Origin of the sequence: Pseudomonas sp. GL93 (genome assembly GCF_003408955.1) — a bacterium.
In the GTDB taxonomy this organism is placed as follows: domain Bacteria; phylum Pseudomonadota; class Gammaproteobacteria; order Pseudomonadales; family Pseudomonadaceae; genus Aquipseudomonas; species Aquipseudomonas paracarnis.
The window spans coordinates 26563-44483 of the sequence record NZ_NKRF01000065.1 but is presented as its reverse complement, the minus strand read 5'-3'; the positions used below and the strand labels follow the sequence as shown (position 1 = coordinate 44483).

General features: G+C 61.4%; 15 protein-coding genes and 4 tRNA genes. 6 read left to right on the top strand and 13 right to left on the bottom strand.

The genetic code is table 11. The features are described 5' to 3' along the window. Positions 1-18: 18 nt before the first annotated feature. Both CER19_RS11760 and CER19_RS11755 read left to right on the top strand, forming a co-directional pair. Positions 19-909: a LysR family transcriptional regulator gene (locus CER19_RS11760; protein WP_116666541.1), complete on the top strand. Its 891-nt coding sequence runs from the start codon at positions 19-21 to the stop codon at positions 907-909. A gap of 66 nt (positions 910-975) precedes the next feature. Beyond that, entirely contained in the window at positions 976-4275 is a 3300-nt protein-coding gene (locus CER19_RS11755; protein ID WP_116666540.1) for an EAL domain-containing protein, read from the top strand. Here the strand turns inward: CER19_RS11755 and CER19_RS11750 are convergent. From CER19_RS11750 to uvrB, 10 genes are all read right to left on the bottom strand, one after another. Then, complete coding sequence (locus CER19_RS11750) at positions 4235-5194, bottom strand: tRNA-dihydrouridine synthase (protein ID WP_003192567.1); 960 nt, start codon at positions 5192-5194, stop codon at positions 4235-4237. The genes CER19_RS11755 and CER19_RS11750 overlap by 41 nt on opposite strands. A 55-nt stretch (positions 5195-5249) precedes the next feature. Beyond that, positions 5250-5684: a thioesterase family protein gene (locus CER19_RS11745; RefSeq protein ID WP_020300953.1), complete on the bottom strand. Its 435-nt coding sequence runs from the start codon at positions 5682-5684 to the stop codon at positions 5250-5252. A 38-nt stretch (positions 5685-5722) separates the two neighbouring features. Next, positions 5723-6556: an alpha/beta fold hydrolase gene (locus tag CER19_RS11740; protein WP_116666539.1), complete on the bottom strand. Its 834-nt coding sequence runs from the start codon at positions 6554-6556 to the stop codon at positions 5723-5725. Positions 6557-6571: 15 nt separating this feature from the next. Then, positions 6572-7111 (bottom strand): TetR/AcrR family transcriptional regulator, encoded by a 540-nt coding sequence (locus tag CER19_RS11735; RefSeq protein WP_116666538.1) that lies wholly within the window; start codon positions 7109-7111, stop codon positions 6572-6574. Between the two features lie 183 nt (positions 7112-7294). Next, a tRNA-Glu gene (locus tag CER19_RS11730) sits at positions 7295-7370 on the bottom strand. Between the two features lie 81 nt (positions 7371-7451). Beyond that, positions 7452-7527: transfer RNA gene (locus CER19_RS11725), tRNA-Ala, on the bottom strand. A gap of 50 nt (positions 7528-7577) precedes the next feature. Continuing rightward, positions 7578-7653 (bottom strand) — tRNA-Glu (locus CER19_RS11720). 79 nt (positions 7654-7732) lie between these two features. After that, positions 7733-7808 (bottom strand) — tRNA-Ala (locus CER19_RS11715). Between the two features lie 147 nt (positions 7809-7955). Continuing rightward, positions 7956-9437 carry a glutamate--tRNA ligase gene (gene gltX, locus CER19_RS11710; protein ID WP_116666537.1) on the bottom strand — a complete coding sequence of 494 codons (1482 nt, stop codon included), beginning with the start codon at positions 9435-9437 and terminating at the stop codon, positions 7956-7958. A 186-nt stretch (positions 9438-9623) separates the two neighbouring features. Next, the gene (gene uvrB, locus CER19_RS11705; RefSeq protein WP_005789781.1) at positions 9624-11639 is read right to left on the bottom strand and encodes an excinuclease ABC subunit UvrB; all 2016 of its coding nucleotides are present in this window, start codon (positions 11637-11639) and stop codon (positions 9624-9626) included. 343 nt (positions 11640-11982) lie between these two features. Here uvrB and CER19_RS11700 point away from each other — a divergent pair, with 343 nt between their 5' ends. Both CER19_RS11700 and CER19_RS11695 read left to right on the top strand, forming a co-directional pair. Then, the gene (locus tag CER19_RS11700; protein WP_116666536.1) at positions 11983-13179 is read left to right on the top strand and encodes an amino acid aminotransferase; all 1197 of its coding nucleotides are present in this window, start codon (positions 11983-11985) and stop codon (positions 13177-13179) included. 101 nt (positions 13180-13280) lie between these two features. Next, complete coding sequence (locus CER19_RS11695) at positions 13281-13490, top strand: hypothetical protein (RefSeq protein ID WP_005789784.1); 210 nt, start codon at positions 13281-13283, stop codon at positions 13488-13490. Between the two features lie 79 nt (positions 13491-13569). Here the strand turns inward: CER19_RS11695 and CER19_RS11685 are convergent, their stop codons facing one another. Next, entirely contained in the window at positions 13570-14463 is an 894-nt protein-coding gene (locus CER19_RS11685) for a LysR family transcriptional regulator (RefSeq protein WP_078803483.1), read from the bottom strand. A gap of 103 nt (positions 14464-14566) precedes the next feature. Here CER19_RS11685 and CER19_RS11680 point away from each other — a divergent pair, with 103 nt between their 5' ends. Continuing rightward, positions 14567-15961: an aldehyde dehydrogenase family protein gene (locus tag CER19_RS11680; RefSeq protein ID WP_116666535.1), complete on the top strand. Its 1395-nt coding sequence runs from the start codon at positions 14567-14569 to the stop codon at positions 15959-15961. An 11-nt stretch (positions 15962-15972) separates the two neighbouring features. On the opposite strand, the gene CER19_RS11675 is transcribed toward CER19_RS11680, so the two are convergent. After that, positions 15973-16374 (bottom strand): helix-turn-helix domain-containing protein, encoded by a 402-nt coding sequence (locus CER19_RS11675; protein WP_116666534.1) that lies wholly within the window; start codon positions 16372-16374, stop codon positions 15973-15975. Between the two features lie 99 nt (positions 16375-16473). Between CER19_RS11675 and CER19_RS11670 the strand changes: the two genes are divergently transcribed. Continuing rightward, positions 16474-17595 (top strand): NADH:flavin oxidoreductase, encoded by a 1122-nt coding sequence (locus CER19_RS11670; protein ID WP_116666533.1) that lies wholly within the window; start codon positions 16474-16476, stop codon positions 17593-17595. A gap of 14 nt (positions 17596-17609) precedes the next feature. Here the strand turns inward: CER19_RS11670 and CER19_RS11665 are convergent, their stop codons facing one another. Continuing rightward, on the bottom strand, positions 17610-17915 hold the full coding sequence (locus tag CER19_RS11665) for a protealysin inhibitor emfourin (RefSeq protein WP_116666532.1): 306 nt from the start codon (positions 17913-17915) through the stop codon (positions 17610-17612). Between the last annotated feature and the right edge of the window lie 6 nt (positions 17916-17921).

Genomic DNA, 17921 nt, shown 5'->3' with positions numbered 1-17921 from the left:
ACCAACTGGAATAGCACCATGGACCTGGCCAACCTCAACGCCTTTATCGCCATCGCCGAGATCGGCAGCTTCTCCGGCGCCGGCGAACGCCTGCACCTGACGCAGCCGGCCATCAGCAAGCGCATCGCCGGCCTGGAACAACAATTGAAGGTACGGCTGTTCGACCGCCTGGGCCGCGAAGTCGGCTTGACCGAGGCCGGGCGGGCCTTGTTGCCGCGCGCTTATCAAATCCTCAACGTGCTGGATGACACCCGCCGCGCCCTGACCAACCTCACCGGCGAAGTCAGCGGGCGCCTCACCCTGGCCACCAGCCACCATATCGGCCTGCACCGCCTGCCACCGATTCTGCGCACCTTCACCCGGCAATACCCGAATGTGGCGCTGGATATTCAGTTTCTGGATTCAGAAGTAGCCTACGAAGAAATCCTCCATGGCCGTGCGGAAGTCGCAGTGATCACCCTGGCGCCAGAGCCCCACAACCTGGTACGTGCTACCCGCGTGTGGGACGACCCGCTGGATTTTGTAGTGGCGCCGGAACACAGCCTGATCAGCAACGGCTCCGTCAGCCTGGCCGATATCGCCGGGCATCCGGCCGTGTTTCCCGGCGGCAATACCTTTACCCACCATATTGTCAGCCGCCTGTTCGAGGCCCAGGGCCTCACGCCCAATATCGCAATGAGTACTAACTACCTGGAAACCATCAAGATGATGGTCTCCATCGGCCTGGCCTGGAGCGTGTTGCCGCGCACCATGCTCGACGATCAGGTGGCAAGTATCGCTTTGCCGGGCATACAGCTCAGTCGCCAGCTAGGCTATATCGTGCACACCGAAAGGACGCTGTCGAACGCTGCGCGGGCTTTCATGAGCCTGTTGGATGCACAGGTCGATCTGCCAGGGTTACCGGCATGACACCGTGCGGGCCAGGGGTTTAGGTCAAACCGCGCGGTTTTCTCAATGAGCCAAGGCCCTTTGATAATGCGCAACCCTGTTGACCCGGTACCCCCCCTGCCCCGCATCTACGCCCTGGACCCTCAAGCGGCGGAACAAAGCTGGGACAGCGCCCCGCAACTGCTGGCGGCCCTCAATGCCGCGCGGCTGGGTGCCTGGTGCTGGGAAATCGATACGGGAAGAATCAGCTGGTCTCGGGGCACCCAGGCGCTATTCGGGTTCGACCCGCGCCAGCCTCTGCCCAAGGACCTCGATTACCTCGACCTGCTCGCCCCGCAAGACAGTGCGCGGGTGGTGCGCGGTTTTCATGCGGTGCTCGCCGGAGAGCCCTTCGACCGCGCCATGCACCACCGCATCCAATGGCCCGATGGCAGCCTGCACTGGCTGGAAATCAGCGGCAACCTGGCCCCCGACAAAGCCGGACGGCGACGCATGATCGGGGTGATCCGCGAGATCACCCACCAACGCGACCGTGAACACGCCCTCAGTCATTCGGAAAAGCGCTTCGCCACACTCTTCCACCTGTGCCCGAACATGGTGCTGCTGACGCGCCAGGCCGACGGCTTGATCAGCGAAGCCAACCAGTATTTCGAGATGCTGTTCGGCTGGCCGGTGGCCGATGCCATCGGCCGCACCACACTGGAACTGGGCCTGTGGCGCCATCCGGAACAGCGTGCGCTGCTGGTCAAGGCCACCCAGCGTAAAGGTGAACCCATCACCATGGAGGTACAGTTCTGCGCCAGCAATGGCCAGATCCACGACGGCACCCTCAGCGCCCAGAAGGTGGAACTGGACGGTGAGGCTTACCTGATCAGCACATTCCTGGACACCACCGAACGTAAAAACGCCGAGCAGGCGCTCAAGGACAGCCAGGAGCGCCTCGACCTGGCCCTGGACTCCGCGCAACTGGGCACCTGGGATTGGCACATCCCCAGCGGCATGCTCTACGGCTCAGCGCGTGCCGCCCAGTTGCACGGGCTGGAACCCGCGCCGTTCCATGAATCCTTCGATGCGTTTTTTGAGGGCATGTCCGATGAAGACCGCGAGGGCATGCGCCATGCGTACCGCAGTCTGCGCGAAGGCCCGGACGGCAACTATCAGTTGACCTACCGCGTGCAAATGGAAGACGGCAGCCCGCGTTACCTGGAGAGCCGCGCACGCCTGTATCGCGATGAGTCAGGCAAGCCCCTGCGCATGGCAGGCACCTTGCTGGATATCACCGACCAGGTCGAGCGCGAGCAACGGCTAACCGCCTCGGAGGAAAAGTTCGCCAGCCTGTTCCAGGCCAGCCCCGACCCGATCTGCGTTACCTGCCTGGACAGCGGCGCGTTCATCGAGATCAACCCGGCGTTTACCCAGACGTTTGGCTTTACAGCCGCCGAAGTACTGGACAAAAGCGCCGAACAAATCGGCCTGTGGGACGACTCCAGCAAGCGCCTGCAGCGCATCGAGCAGGTGATTCGCGAACAGGCCCTGAGCAATGTGGCCATCGTGGTGCATCACAAGGACGGCCAAAGCCTGACCTGCATGATTTCCAGCCGTTTGATCAAGGTCAGTGACCAGCCGTGCATCGTCACCACGCTGCGCGATATTACCCAACAGCAACGCTCGGAGGCCGCACTCAAGGCCAGTGAAGAGAAGTTCGCCAAGGCGTTTCACTCCAGCCCCGACGCGATTTCCATCACCGAACGCGACACCGGCCGTTATGTGGAGGTTAACGACGGCTTTTGCCGCCTGACCGGTTACCGCACCGAAGAGGCCATCGGCCTGACCCTGTACCAGATCGGCATTTGGGCCGATGAAAACCAACGCGCCGCACTATTGGCCGAGTTGCAGATCAAGGGCCGCATCCATCACTTGGAAATGCTCTGGCACAACAAGCGTGGCGAGGTGCTGGCGGTGGAGGTCTCGGTCGAGCCGATTACCCTGAATGAAACCCCTTGCCTGCTGCTGACCGCGCGGGATGTGAGCCTATTGAAGAACGCCCAGGCGCAGATCCGCCACCTGGCCTATCACGACCCGCTGACCAACCTGCCGAACCGCGCACTGCTGATGGACCGCCTGAGCCAGCAGATCGCCCTGCTCAAGCGCCACAACTTGCGCGGCGCCCTGCTGTTTCTGGACCTGGACCACTTCAAGCACATCAACGACTCCCTCGGCCACCCCGTTGGCGATACCGTGTTGAAAATCGTCACCGCGCGCCTGGAAGCCAGCGTGCGCACGGAAGACACCGTGGCGCGCTTGGGCGGCGATGAGTTTGTGGTATTGCTCAGCGGCCTGGAGGGCACCCGCCAGACGGTCAGCAGCCAGGTGCAAGCATTGGCCGATACCCTGCGCGAATTGCTCTCGGAACCCATGTTTCTCGACGGTCATCGGCTGCAGGTCACGCCTAGCATCGGCGTGGCGCTGATCCCCGACCACGGCACCACACCCGCCGATTTGCTCAAGCGCGCCGACATCGCCCTGTACCGCGCCAAGGACTCCGGGCGCAACACCACGCAGATGTTCCACAACAGCATGCAAAGAACCGCCAGCGAACGCCTGCGCATGGAGACTGACTTGCGCCTGGCCCTGTCACGCGGCGAATTCAGCGTGCATTACCAGCCCCAGGTGGACGCGCGCGGCAACCGGATAGTCGGCGCCGAGGCCCTGGTGCGCTGGCAGCATCCACAACTGGGCGCGCAGTCGCCGGCAGAATTTATCAAGGTATTGGAAGACAGCGGCCTGATCCTGGAGGTCGGCACCTGGATTCTCGATGAAGCCTGCGGCGCCTTTGCCCAGTTGATTGCCGACGGCCTGGTAGACCCGCTCAATTTCAGCCTGTGCGTGAACATCAGCCCGCGGCAGTTTCGCCAGAACGACTTTGTAGAACGGGTGGAGCACAGCCTCAAGCAACACGGCCTGCCGTTCAGCCTGCTGAAACTGGAAATCACCGAAGGCATCGTGATCCAGAACCTGGACGATACCGTGGTGAAGATGCGCCGCCTGAAAAAGCTCGGCGTGAGCTTTGCGATGGATGATTTCGGCACCGGCTACTCATCCCTGACCTACCTCAAGCGCTTGCCGGTGGACGCGCTGAAGATCGATCAGTCGTTCGTGCGCGATGCGACCCACGACCCCAATGATGCAGAAATCATCCGCGCCATTGTGGCCATGGCGCGCAGCCTGAACCTGGAAGTCATCGCCGAGGGGGTGGAAACCCTGGAGCAGCTGGCGTTTCTGCAAAAGCTCGGCTGCCATTTATTCCAGGGGTATTTGCACAGCCGACCGTTACCGATCGAGGGGTTCAAGCGGCTGCTGGATGCGGCATACCCAGCAGGCGGCTGACTTGATTCAAGTCCGTTTCCCGGCGCAGGGCCGTGAACAACTCCACCGCTTGCGGGTAGTTGCGCGTGAGCATCGCCAGCCACTGCTTCAAGCGGCCGGGCGCCTGCTTTTCCGTCAGTTGCGCCACCGACTGGCGCCAGAATTCCTGAAGCATCGGCTGCATCTGCGCCCAGGTCATCTCGACCACCTCTTCGCCGGCCTTGGCCGCCACAATCTGCCGCGCCAGGTCGGGCCGCGCCACCAGGCCACGGCCCAGCATGATGTCTTCGGCGCCGCTGATTTCGCGGCAGCGCTTCCAGTCTTCGACGCTCCAGATATCGCCATTGGCAAACACCGGCACCTTGACCACGTCCTGCACCCGCGGGATCCACTCCCAATGGGCCGGCGGCTTGTAGCCATCGGCCTTGGTGCGCGCATGCACCACGATATGCGCAGCGCCGCCCTCGGCCAGGGCCGTGGCGCACACCAGCGCGCCATCCGGGCTATCGAAGCCCAGGCGCATCTTGGCGGTCACGGGAATATGCGCGGGTACAGCGCGGCGCACGTGCTCGACGATCTGGTTGAGCAGCTCCGGCTCCTTGAGCAGCACCGCGCCACCTCGGGATTTATTCACGGTCTTGGCCGGGCACCCGAAGTTCAGGTCGATCACTTCAGAACCCAATTCACAGGCCAGGGCGGCATTTTCCGCCAGGCACACCGGATCGGAACCGAGCAACTGCACCCGCAACGGCACACCCGCCGCCGTGTGGGCACCGTGCAGCAGTTCAGGCGCGAGCTTGTGGAAGTAGGCAGGCGTGAGCAGGCGGTCGTTGACCCGGATGAACTCGGTCACGCACCAGTCGATACCGCCCACGTGGGTCAACACGTCCCGCAGGATGTTGTCGACCAACCCCTCCATGGGCGCCAAAGCAATTTGCATGGAAAACACTCAACAAAAATCGTGGCGCAGTTTACTGGGTTTCCTGCGGCAACCGTTAACCCCCTGTCAGGGCGGGGCCGTAACCTTCAATAAACTCGGCGGGCATGCGCTTGGGCTTGCCGCTGGACAACTCAATACATACGAAGGTTGTTTGCGCACGCAGCAGAGTCGCGCCGTCGCGGGGGCGTACCAGCTGGAAACGACGGGTCATTTTCAGGCGTTGGTCCCAATCGACGATCCAGGTGGCCAGTTGTAACTCATCGCCCTCATAGCCTGCCGCCAGGTAGTCGATCTCATGGCGCACCACGGCCATGGCGCGGTCAAGGCGGCGGTATTCGGTGAGGTCCAGGCCCAGGCGCTGGGAATGGCGCCAGGCACAACGCTCCAGCCATGAGACGTATACCGCATTATTGGCGTGCCCCAGGCCGTCGATGTCCTCAGCCGCAACCTGCAGATCGATGATGAACGGCGTTGCCAAATCCCAGCCCATGCCTTGCTCCAGTCGATTGATGTCGGCGGGGCAGTGTATCAGGCGCTCTGGCGCTCCTGTAGACGGCAGCCGGCCAATAGGGCGAGTACAGCGTCGATTACCTGAGGGTCGGCGAGCACTTTCTGGTGACCACCCTGCTCCAGGCGCAGCAGGCGGCTGTCGAACCAGGCTTCGTGAATAGCTTGAGCCGCCCTGACTGGAACGAAGGTATCGTCTTCGGCGTGGACGATCAGACCGGGAATATTCAGTTGATAGTGGGCCACGTCCAGATGCTTGAGCGGCATGCCCATGCTCAACTCCACCTCTTGGATAAAGGCTGAGCGCGCCCGTGGCGGCAAGCCGACCATGCGGGTGAACCCGCGCAGCACATCCAGAAAGCGCGACGGTGCGGCAATGCTGACCAGTGCCTGCGTACGCAACCCCAACTGCACCGCCAGCATCGCACTGGCGCCGCCCATGGAATGGCCGACCACCGCATACAGCGGCGGCAGCTCGGCCGCCGCCCCAAGCATCGCGCGGGCAAACAGCAGTACATGGGCTTCACGCCCTGGCGAGCGGCCGTGGGCGGGACCGTCCAGGGCTATCACCGAATAGCCGTCGCCGACCAACGCCGTGATCAAGCTGGCGAATTGAGTCGGCCGCCCTTCCCAGCCATGCATCAGCAGCACCGCCGGGCCATGCCCCCATCGCAACGCCGACAGGCCAAACCGCAAAGTGATGCGCTCCGACTGGGCCAACAGCGGCAACTCCCAGTCACGCGGCGGCAGATCGCGCGGGGTCATAAAGGTGCGACGCATCTTGCTGGCGACCGCATGCGGCGCAAGGCGCCCCACCGTGCCATTGAAACCACGAACCCAGGTCAATGCGCCCATCTTGCGTCCCCTTTTTCAGCGTACCGCCGACTTGGCCGCACGTATCACCCGATCCGATAACTCGCCGTGCCCGAGTGCCCGCGCCAGGGTCAGCCCCCCTATCATCAAGGCCATGTCCGCCAGGGCCTTGTCGATGTCTTCGGGGCTGCCGGCCAATTGCGCGGCCATCAGCTCGACGTGCTCGTTCAAGACCTCGCGAAAAGCGTCCGGCAAGCGCCCCATCTCCCCCACCGTCGCGGGCAACGGGCAGGCCTGGGTCGTGGAGTCGCGGTGCTTGCGCGACAGATAAAACGCTGCGACCAACGTGCGGCGCTCTTCGCCGGTCAGCTGTTCGTCCAAGTCATCGATGGAGGCGCGACGCTGCGCCAGCAACTGGCTGAACGCTTCCAGCATCAGCGCGTCCTTGCTTTCAAAATGCGCGTAGAAGCCGCCGACCGTCAGCCCCGCCGCCCCCATCACTTCGCCCACACTGGGCTCAGCCGGGCCACGCTGGATCAACGCCGCGCTGGCAGCCTGCAAAATACGTTCGCGGGTTTGCGCTTTTTTATCGCTCATCGAAGCCTCCGTCTCTCAAGGGTTGAATATTATTACCATAATAATATTTGGCAAGCGACAAGTACGACCGCCGGTCAGAACAGAAAAATGGGAATAAAGGAGGGAATTGGCCAAACGCCAGACAAACAAAAGGGCCATTCAATAATTGAATGACCCTTAAAAATCCCGCAGAGCGGGTAATCGTGGCGTCCCCTAGGGGACTCGAACCCCTGTTACCGCCGTGAAAGGGCGGTGTCCTAGGCCACTAGACGAAGGGGACACAAACCTTCTATACAACAGATCAGAGCTGAGACCTGATCAATTCAAGGACGGTGTGGCCGGAACCTTGAACCTGTAAAATTGGTGGAGCTAAACGGGATCGAACCGTTGACCTCTTGCATGCCATGCAAGCGCTCTCCCAGCTGAGCTATAGCCCCGGATTTTTCGTCTCGCGACGCAGCAGACCTTTCGAGCTGCTTGTTGAAACTGGCGTCCCCTAGGGGACTCGAACCCCTGTTACCGCCGTGAAAGGGCGGTGTCCTAGGCCACTAGACGAAGGGGACAAAACCTTCTATACAACAGATCAGCGCTGAGAACTGATCGATTCAAGGACGGTGTGGCCGGAACCTTGAACCTGTAAATTGGTGGAGCTAAACGGGATCGAACCGTTGACCTCTTGCATGCCATGCAAGCGCTCTCCCAGCTGAGCTATAGCCCCTCATCGGTGAGGACGGGGCGAATCTTAATGGCGGTTTGGAAACGTGTCAAATTTATTTTCAACAATTTCCAAAATTTTTTGCCGGGATAACAATCACTTACCGATGAAACCCCGGAAAACCGGGGTTTCATGCCCTAAGCGGCCTGCTTAAGCGATAGCGCCCAGCAGCTTTTCCCATTCTTTGTTTTCTTTCTTCGACACACCCCCAAGTAAATCAAGGGCTTGGCGCAGGCGGAAACGGGTCAGGTCCGGGCCGAGAATTTCCATCGCATCGAGCACCGACACCGAACTGGCCTGCCCGGTGATTGCGGCAAACATCAGCGGCATGGCATCGCGCAGTTTCAGCTCAAGGGATTCCACCACCGCCTGGATCGTGGCCGTGATCGCGTCTTTTTCCCACTGACGCAGGCTTTCGAGCTTCCACAGGATCAACTGCATCAGTTGGCGAACCTGGTCGCCGGAGAGCTTTTTGGATTCAAACAGCTTGGCATCCGGGTTCACGCCGCCAGCAAAGAAGAAACTGGCCAAGGGTGCGACCTGGCTGAATGTCTCTACCCTGCCCTGCACCAACGGCGCGATCTTCATCATGTACTCGGGGTTCAACGCCCATTGCTGCACGCGGCTGGCAAACTCTTCCACGGGCAAGTCACGCAGCCACTGGCCGTTGAGCCACGACAGCTTCTCGATATCGAAGATCGGCCCGCCGAGGGAAACACGGGACAGGTCGAAGTTGTCGACCATTTCCTGCAACGAGAATTTCTCGCGCTCGTCCGGCATCGACCAGCCCATGCGGCCCAGGTAGTTGAGCATGGCCTCGGGCATGAAGCCCATGCGCTCGTAGAAGGTCACCGACGTGGGGTTCTTGCGCTTGGACAGCTTGCTCTTGTCCGGATTACGCAGCAGCGGCATGTAGCACAGCTGCGGTTGCTCCCAGCCGAAGTACTCGTAGAGCAGGATCAGTTTCGGTGCCGATGGCAGCCACTCTTCGCCGCGCAGCACATGGGTGATACCCATGAGGTGATCGTCGACCACGTTGGCCAGGAAGTACGTCGGCAAGCCGTCGGTCTTCATCAGCACCTGCATGTCCATGCGGTCCCACGGGATCTCGACGTCACCGCGCAGCATATCCGGCACCACGCACACGCCTTCGCTCGGCACTTTCATGCGGATAACGTGGGGTTCGCCAGCCGCCAGGCGTGCGGCCACTTCTTCTTTGGACAGCAGCAACGCCCGGCCATCGTAGCGTGGAGTTTCGCCACGGGCCTGTTGCTCGGCGCGCATCTGGTCCAGCTCTTCAGCCGTGCAGAAGCACGGGAAGGCATGGCCCATATCGACCAGTTGCTGGGTGTACTGCTTGTAGATGTCGCTGCGCTCGCTCTGGCGATACGGGCCATGCGGGCCGCCCACGTCCGGGCCTTCGGCCCAGGTAATGCCCAACCAGCGCAGGGCATCGAAAATCTGCTGTTCCGACTCACGGGTGGAGCGCAGTTGATCGGTGTCTTCGATCCGCAGGATGAACTCACCGCCATGATGCTTGGCAAAGCAGTAGTTGAACAGGGCGATGTAAGCAGTACCGACGTGGGGATCCCCAGTAGGCGATGGCGCAATGCGCGTGCGGACGGTGGTCATGGCAGGTCTCGAATGGGCGATATAACTGAAAATTGAAACAAGGGGCGAATGGTAACAGCCTGGGTGATTTCTGGAAAACCGAGGCGCGGCCATCGCAGGCAAGCCAGCTCCCACATTTTGACCGCGTTCACAGATCAATGTGGGAGCCGGGCTTGCCCGCGATGGGGCCAGCCCAATCAACGCAAATCAAACAGCCAACAGGCGCTCACGCAACTTGCCAATCTCATCCCGCGTCTGCGCCGCCGCCTCAAACTCCAGGTCCCGCGCCAGCTGGTACATCTTCTCTTCCAACTGCCGAATCCGCTTGGTGATCTCACTCGGCGAGCGCAGTTCGTTCTCGTACTTGGCGCTCTCCTCGGCGGCCTTGGCCATGCCCTTGCGCTTCTTGCTGCGCGAGCCGGGCACGGTGGCGCCTTCCATGATGTCGGCAACGTCCTTGAACACACCTTTGGGGGTAATGCCGTGTTCCAGGTTGAATGCGATCTGCTTATCGCGACGACGCTGGGTCTCGCCAATCGCCCGCTCCATGGAGCCGGTGATGCGGTCGGCATACAGGATCGCCCGTCCATTGAGGTTGCGCGCCGCTCGGCCGATGGTCTGGATCAACGAGCGCTCGGAGCGCAGGAAGCCCTCCTTGTCCGCATCCAGGATCGCCACCAGCGACACTTCGGGCATGTCCAGGCCTTCGCGCAGCAGGTTGATCCCCACCAGCACATCGAAGGTGCCCAGCCGCAGGTCGCGGATGATCTCCACGCGTTCCACGGTGTCGATGTCCGAGTGCAGGTAACGCACGCGCACGCCGTGGTCGGCCAGGTAATCAGTCAAGTCTTCGGACATGCGCTTGGTCAGGGTGGTGACCAGCACCCGCTCTTCCAGGGCCACACGTTTATTGATCTCCGAGAGCAGGTCGTCGACCTGGGTCAGGGCCGGGCGAATTTCGATTTCCGGGTCCACTAGGCCAGTGGGGCGCACCAATTGCTCGATGACGCGGCCCGCGTGCTCGGCCTCATAGTTGCCGGGCGTAGCAGAAACGAAGATGGTCTGCGGGCTGATGGCTTCCCACTCGTCAAAGCGCATCGGCCGGTTGTCCAGCGCCGACGGCAGACGGAAACCGTATTCCACCAAGGTTTCCTTGCGCGAACGGTCGCCCTTATACATGGCGCCCACCTGCGGCACGCTGACGTGGGATTCGTCGATCACCAGCAAGGCGTCCGGCGGCAGGTAGTCATAGAGGGTCGGCGGCGGCGCGCCGGATTCGCGGCCCGACAGGTAGCGCGAGTAGTTTTCGATGCCGTTGCAGTAGCCCAGCTCCAGGATCATCTCCAGGTCGAAGCGGGTGCGCTGCTCCAGGCGCTGGGCTTCCACCAGCTTGTTGTTGGAACGCAGGTATTCCAGGCGCTCGGCCAGCTCGACCTTGATGCCCTCGATCGCGCCCATCAGGGTTTCGCGCGGGGTCACGTAGTGGCTTTTCGGGTAGAAGGTAAAACGTGGCAGCTTGCGGATCACCTCGCCGGTCAACGGGTCGAAGGCTGACAGGCTTTCGACCTCATCATCGAACAGTTCGATGCGGATCGCTTCCAGGTCGGATTCCGCCGGGTAGATGTCGATCACATCGCCGCGCACCCGGAAGGTGGCGCGGGCGAAGTCCATGTCGTTACGGGTGTACTGCAGGCTCGCCAGGCGGCGCAGCAGTTCGCGCTGGTCGAGTTTGTCGCCACGGTCGACGTGCAGCACCATCTTCAAATAGGTTTCCGGGCTGCCCAAGCCGTAGATGCACGACACCGTGGTGACGATGATCGCGTCTTTGCGCTCCAGCAGTGCCTTGGTGGCCGACAGCCGCATCTGCTCGATATGGTCGTTGATCGATGCATCCTTCTCGATAAAGGTATCGGAGGACGGCACGTAGGCTTCGGGCTGGTAGTAGTCGTAGTAGGAAACGAAGTACTCAACCGCGTTGTTGGGGAAGAACGCCTTGAACTCGCCGTAGAGCTGCGCGGCCAGAGTCTTGTTCGGCGCCAGTACCAGGGTCGGGCGGTTGGTCTGGGCGATCACGTTGGCGATGCTGAAGGTCTTGCCGGAACCGGTCACCCCAAGCAGCGTCTGGTGCGCCAGGCCGGCTTCGATGCCTTCGACCATCTGACGAATGGCTTCCGGTTGATCGCCGGCGGGTTCAAAACGGGTAACGAGCTGGAAATCCGACATAACGTACCTCGTGAAGTCACCCCAGACTCGACACCGCCAGGGACGAAATAGCTCAGCAACCCGCGAATAATCATCGCAGGGTGCAGGAAAAAACCATGATAGCTGTAGAAGTGGTGCCGAATGTGACGGGTTTCAAGGCCGTCGTCCTACACGACCTTTCGCGCCAATGTTGCAATAAGACTAACGGTCAGCAAATAAACCGAAAAACATGGCCGAAAAGCCGTTTCCGTTGTCGCTCTCAGCCGTGATGGCCTCTATACTAGCTCCCCGTTTGTGCACCGCTCTAGTGCATTCGGCTGGAGCGCGACACGTCCCTCCTACCCCCCATAGAGCTGCCGCAAAAATGAGCCTGTTCTCCGCTGTCGAAATGGCACCACGCGATCCAATCCTGGGCCTCAACGAAGCATTCAACGCCGATACACGGACCACCAAGGTGAACCTTGGCGTGGGCGTTTACTGCAACGAGGAGGGGAAGATTCCACTCTTGCGTGCCGTTGCCGAAGCGGAAGCCATTCGCGTGGCGCAACATGCCGCCCGTGGCTACTTGCCGATCGACGGCATCGTGGCGTACGACCAGGCCGTGCAAAAGCTGCTGTTTGGCGCTGAGTCGCCGCTGTTGAGCGCCGGCCGCGTGATTACCGCCCAGGCCGTGGGCGGCACTGGCGCGCTGAAAATCGGTGCCGACTTCCTCAAGCAACTGCTGCCCAACGCCGTCGTTGCCATCAGCGACCCGAGCTGGGAAAACCACCAGGCGCTGTTTGAAAAAGCCGGTTTCCCGGTGCAGACCTACCGCTACTACGACGCCGCCACCCACGACGTGAACCGTGCCGGCCTGCTCGAAGACCTCAACGCCCTGCCGCCACAGTCCATCGTGGTGCTGCACGCCTGCTGCCATAACCCGACCGGCGTCGACCTCAGCCCGGCCGACTGGCAAAACGTGCTGGACGTGGTCAAGGCCAAGAACCTGGTGCCGTTCCTCGACATGGCCTACCAGGGCTTCGGCGATGGCATCCACGAAGACGCCGCCGCGGTGCGCTTGTTCGCGGAATCAGGCTTGACCTTCTTTGTGTCCAGCTCGTTCTCCAAGTCGTTCTCGTTGTATGGCGAACGTGTGGGCGCGCTGTCGATCGTCAGCGAGTCCAAGGAAGAAAGCGCGCGCATCCTGTCCCAGGTCAAGCGTGTGATCCGCACCAACTACTCCAACCCGCCCACCCACGGCGCAGCCATCGTTGCCGCAGTGTTGAACAACCCTGAGCTGCGCGCCCAGTGGGAAGCCGAGCTGGCCGAGATGCGCCTGCGCATTCGCGGTATGCGCGAGCAGATGGTGGCCGAACTGGCCAAGGCTGCTCCAGGCCATGACTTCAGCTTCGTCGGCCGCCAGCGTGGGATGTTCTCCTACTCCGGTTTGAGCGTTGAGCAAGTCACCCGCCTGCGCACCGAGTTCGGGATCTATGCGTTGGATACCGGTCGCATCTGCGTGGCGGCGCTGAACCAGTCGAACATTGGTGCGGTGACCAAGGCGATTGTGCAGGTGCTGTAAGCCGGCAAGCGTTATACGAAGGGGGAAGCCATTGGCTTCCCCCTTTTTATTGGCGAACACACTAGACTGAACACCGACTGCCCCCTTGCTGTGAGAGCTTTATGAGAAACGATGACCTGGACCTGCGCGCCGACCGCGATGAATTGCACGACTACGCCCCACGCGCACCGCAAGCCAAGCGCCAGAAGAGCCTGGTGCTGCAAGTGGCGCTGGGAGTATTCCTCGGTGGGTTGGCGTTATGGCTGGTACAACTGGGCGCGACGGCAATCATGGCCAAGCTGGCCATGGGCACCCTGCAATTCGGCGGCTGACCCCACCTCTCCTGTAGGAGCGAGCTTGCTCGCGAAAAACCCGAAGGCACCGCGTTCATCCAGAATGCCCGCGTTATCGTTAACGGTCTTCGCGAGCAAGCTCGCTCCTACAAAACCCGCGTTCTTCCAGTAGTTTTACGAAGCTGTTCAAGCTCTGTGACACCGTGCCCCGGCGCCAGATCAGCCAGGTATTGAGCAGGCGGAAGCTGTCCGTCAGCGGCCACACACTCACCGCCGCACACCCCGGCATACTCTCAAGCATACTGCGCGGCATCAGCGCCAGCCCGGCCCCGGCGCTGACACAGGCCAACATGCCGTGGTACGACTCGATCTCGAAGATCCTGCCCGGCACCGCGCCATCCTGTGAGAACCAGCGTTCGAAGTGATGCCGGTACGAGCAGTTGGAGCGAAACGTATAGATGTTCTCGCCATTTACCTCCTGCCCCCGGGTGATCGGCGCGTGATGCAGTGGCGCAATCACCACCATCTCCTCCTCGAACACCGCCACACCCTCTAGCGTGGAATGCAGCACCGGCCCATCGACAAAGGCCGCCGTCAGCCGGCCCGACAGCACGCCTTCGATCATGGTGCCCGAGGGGCCCGTGCTCAGGTCCAGCTCGACCTTGGTGTATTGCTGGTTATACGCCGCCAGTAATGCCGGAATACGCACGGCCGCCGTGCTCTCCAGCGAGCCCAGAGCAAAGGCGCCTTGGGGCTCCTCCCCCGCCACTGTGGCGCGTGCTTCTTGCACCAGGTCGAGAATGCGCCGCGTATAGCCGAGGAAATTCCACCCGGCCGGCGACAGGCGCAGGCGGCTTTTCTCGCGGATAAACAACTCCACGCCCAGGTCCTGCTCCAGTTGTTTGATGCGCGTGGTGAGGTTCGATGGCACGCGATGAATCAACTGCGCGGCGGCGCTGATGCTGCCTTGCTCGGCAACGGCCTTGAAGATTTCCAGTTGCACCAGGTCCAAGTCATTCTCCATTCATGAACGTATTGCTTAATATTATTCAGTTTCAAGAAAACATACAGCCCCGTACGCTGGCCCCATTCCACTCATTCAGCCGGACGGTGCCATGAACAATGCTTTCTCCCACCAGACCCACGCCCTGTCGATCAACCCCGCCAACGGCGAAACAGTCCGCAGCTACCCCTATGAAAGCGCAGAACAGCTGAACGCCGCCCTCGCCCGCTCGACCGATGCCTTCAGAACCTGGCGCCGCACGCCCGTGAGCCAGCGCGCCGAATACCTGCTGACCCTGGCTGTCGCCCTGCGTGAGCAAGCAGAAGACATGGCGCAAATGATCACCCTGGAAATGGGCAAACCCATCGCCCAGGCCCGCGCCGAAATCGAAAAGTGCGCGCAACTGAGCGAATGGTACGCCGCCCACGGCCCGGCCATGCTCGCCCCGGAGCCCACCCTGGTGGACAACGGCAGCGCCCGGATCGAATACCGCCCACTGGGCCCAATCCTCGCGGTAATGCCGTGGAATTTCCCGGTATGGCAAGTGCTGCGCGGCGCGGTGCCGACCCTGCTTGCCGGCAACACCTACGTGCTCAAACACGCGCCAAACGTGATGGGCAGCGCCTATCTGATCCAGCAAGCGTTGCGCAAAGCCGGTTTTGCTGACGGTGTGTTCGAAGTGATCAACGTCACCCAGGACGGCGTGTCCGCCGCTATCGCCGACCCACGCATCGCCGCTGTGACCCTCACCGGCAGCGTGCGCGCAGGCATCGCCATCGGCTCCCAGGCCGGGGCCGCGTTGAAGAAATGCGTGCTGGAACTGGGCGGCTCCGACCCCTTCATCGTGCTCAACGACGCCGACCTCGACGCCGCCGTACAAGCCGCCGTGATCGGCCGCTTCCAGAACAGCGGCCAGGTCTGCGCCGCCGCCAAGCGCTTGATCATCGAAGCGGGCGTGGCTGAAGCCTTCACCGCCAAGTTCCTTGAAGCCAGCCGCGCCCTGGTGATGGGCGAGCCCACCTCGGACACCACCTATATTGGCCCCATGGCGCGCTTTGATCTGCGTGACGAACTGCACGGCCAGGTCCAGGCGACCCTGGAAGAAGGCGCCACGCTGCTGCTGGGTGGCCATAAAGTTGCGGGCGCGGGCAATTACTACGAACCGACCGTTCTGGCTGACGTCACCGATCAAATGACGTCGTTCAAACAGGAACTGTTCGGCCCCGTGGCCTCGATCATCACCGCCCGCGACGCCGAGCACGCCGTGGCGCTGGCCAATGACAGCGAGTTTGGTCTGACCGCGAGCATCTTCACCAGCGACGCGGCAAAGGCGCGGGCGATTGCCGACCAACTGGAAACCGGCGGGGTCTTTGTCAACGCGTTCAGCGTCTCAGACCCGCGGGTGGCGTTTGGCGGCGTGAAGAAGAGCGGGTTCGGCCGCGAGCTGTCGCACTTCGGTGTACGCGAGTTCTGCAACGCACAAACGGTGTGGCTGGATCGCAAGTAAAGCTGCAACGGCTAGGCGTCGTCGGTGCGCGCATCGAACGCCGCCTGCGCCTGCAGCACCGCTTCCGAATGGCTGAGCGTCCAGGCGTAAAGCGCCTTGAACGGCTCCTCCAGCGTCCCCCCCAGCGGCGTAATGCTGTACTCCACCGCCACCTGCGAAGACGCGATGACCCGGCGCGCCAGGATGCCACTGCGCTCAAGACGGCGCAGGCTCTGGGTCAGAGCTTTTTGCGTGATGCCGTCCAGGCGACGCCTGATTTCATTGAAGCGCAACGGTTTTTCGCACAAAGAGCCCAGTATCAGCACCGACCACTTGTCGGTGATCTGATCAAGCAATAATCGGCTGGAGCAATCGGCTTTGAATACCTTCGGCACCGGGTCGTTTTGAGTCAGGGCCTGACTATGTTCGAGCATGTGGTTTCCTCTGGGATACCTGATAGCTTTAAAGTGCCTAATTGATATTAGGTATACACAATATACTATCAAGGCTCATTTCAAATGGAGTCTCTGGCAATGAGTGTTACGAATCTGGATGCTTTGTTTCAGCCATTTGCGCTGAAATCCCTGGCCCTGAAAAATCGCATCGTCATGGCACCCATGACCCGTTCGTTTTCCCCCACCGGTGTACCAGAAGAAAACGTCGCCGCCTATTATCGCCGACGTGCCGAACACGACGTCGGGCTGATTCTCTCAGAAGGCACCGCCATTGATCGCCCCGGCGCACGTAACGACCCCGGCGTCCCGCTGTTCCATGGCGACCAGGCATTGGCGGGCTGGAAACAGGTCATCGATGGCGTGCATGCGGCAGGTGGCAAAATGGGGCCGCAAATCTGGCATGTCGGATCGGTCGCCAACATGTTCAACGACTGGGCCCCTGAGACAGGTATCGAAGGCCCTTCCGGCCTCGCCGCACCGAGTACGCCACGCGGTGACGCGATGAGTGATGAAGCCATCGCCGACACGATTGCCGCTTACGCCAAGGCTGCCGCCGACTCCAAACGGCTGGGGTTTGACACCGTTGAAATACACGGGGCACACGGCTATTTACTCGATCAGTTCTTCTGGGAAGGCACCAACCAGCGCCCGGACCACTTCAACGGTGCATCGATCAAGGAGCGCTCGCGTTTCGCGGCAGAGGTGGTCAAGGCTATACGCGCAGCAGTTGGTCCAGCGTTCCCGGTGATATTGCGCGTAAGCCAGTGGAAACAGCAGGATTACAGTGCGCGCCTGGCCACTACGCCGGACGCCATGTCGGACTGGTTGGTGCCGTTGGTGGAAGCCGGCGTCGACATCCTGCATTGCTCGCAACGGCGTTTCTGGGAGCCTGAGTTCCCTGAGCTGGATGGCGAACAGGGGCTGAACTTCGCGGGGTGGGCCAAGAAACTCACCGGTGCGGCAACCATCAGCGTTGGCTCGGTTGGCCTGTCTGGAGACTTTATTGCCGCATTCGGTGGCGAGAGCTCTCAACCCGCCAGCCTGGATAACCTGGTGCAAAGGCTTGAGCGCGAGGAGTTCGACCTTATCGCCGTAGGGCGCGCATTGCTGAGCGACCCACAGTGGGTCAGCAAGATTCGTACGGGAGAAACCGCCAGCCTGAAAGCCTTCAGCCCATCGGACCTTGCTGAGCTCATCTAGTCAATAGGCCCAAGTCAGCCTCGACTGTGCCGTCGCACGCACTGCACCAACCCCTCCAGTGCCGGAGAATTCACCGGCGCGAGCACACAGACCGTGTGCTCGCGCTTGCCTTCCGCAACTGTCAGGGTGTAATGCACCCGGCCTGGGTTGCCAGGCTCGGGATCGGTGCTTTGCGGCAACTGGAAAAAATCCGACGCTTCAATCAGTTGCCGCAACTCCTGCTGATCAGGCTCGGGCAGCGCGTCCAACTCTACCGTGCGCGGCTTGGCCAACCCCGGAAAAAACGCCGGTCCGCCGCTTTCCTTGATTGAAATTCGCATGGTTTT

Excerpts from the sequence above, each read along its gene's own strand:
- CER19_RS11740 (WP_116666539.1), bottom strand. The coding sequence starts at position 6,556 with ATGGGCGCATTGACCTGGGTTCGTGGTTTCAATGGCACGGTGGGGCGC.
- CER19_RS11750 (WP_003192567.1), bottom strand. The coding sequence starts at position 5,194 with ATGCAAATTGCTTTGGCGCCCATGGAGGGGTTGGTCGACAACATCCTG.
- CER19_RS11675 (WP_116666534.1), bottom strand. The coding sequence starts at position 16,374 with ATGCTCGAACATAGTCAGGCCCTGACTCAAAACGACCCGGTGCCGAAG.
- CER19_RS11745 (WP_020300953.1), bottom strand. The coding sequence starts at position 5,684 with ATGGGCTGGGATTTGGCAACGCCGTTCATCATCGATCTGCAGGTTGCG.
- CER19_RS11700 (WP_116666536.1), top strand. The coding sequence starts at position 11,983 with ATGAGCCTGTTCTCCGCTGTCGAAATGGCACCACGCGATCCAATCCTG.
- CER19_RS11665 (WP_116666532.1), bottom strand. The coding sequence starts at position 17,915 with ATGCGAATTTCAATCAAGGAAAGCGGCGGACCGGCGTTTTTTCCGGGG.
- CER19_RS11760 (WP_116666541.1), top strand. The coding sequence starts at position 19 with ATGGACCTGGCCAACCTCAACGCCTTTATCGCCATCGCCGAGATCGGC.
- CER19_RS11695 (WP_005789784.1), top strand. The coding sequence starts at position 13,281 with ATGAGAAACGATGACCTGGACCTGCGCGCCGACCGCGATGAATTGCAC.
- CER19_RS11680 (WP_116666535.1), top strand. The coding sequence starts at position 14,567 with ATGAACAATGCTTTCTCCCACCAGACCCACGCCCTGTCGATCAACCCC.
- gltX (WP_116666537.1), bottom strand. The coding sequence starts at position 9,437 with ATGACCACCGTCCGCACGCGCATTGCGCCATCGCCTACTGGGGATCCC.
- CER19_RS11755 (WP_116666540.1), top strand. The coding sequence starts at position 976 with ATGCGCAACCCTGTTGACCCGGTACCCCCCCTGCCCCGCATCTACGCC.
- uvrB (WP_005789781.1), bottom strand. The coding sequence starts at position 11,639 with ATGTCGGATTTCCAGCTCGTTACCCGTTTTGAACCCGCCGGCGATCAA.
- CER19_RS11735 (WP_116666538.1), bottom strand. The coding sequence starts at position 7,111 with ATGAGCGATAAAAAAGCGCAAACCCGCGAACGTATTTTGCAGGCTGCC.
- CER19_RS11670 (WP_116666533.1), top strand. The coding sequence starts at position 16,474 with ATGAGTGTTACGAATCTGGATGCTTTGTTTCAGCCATTTGCGCTGAAA.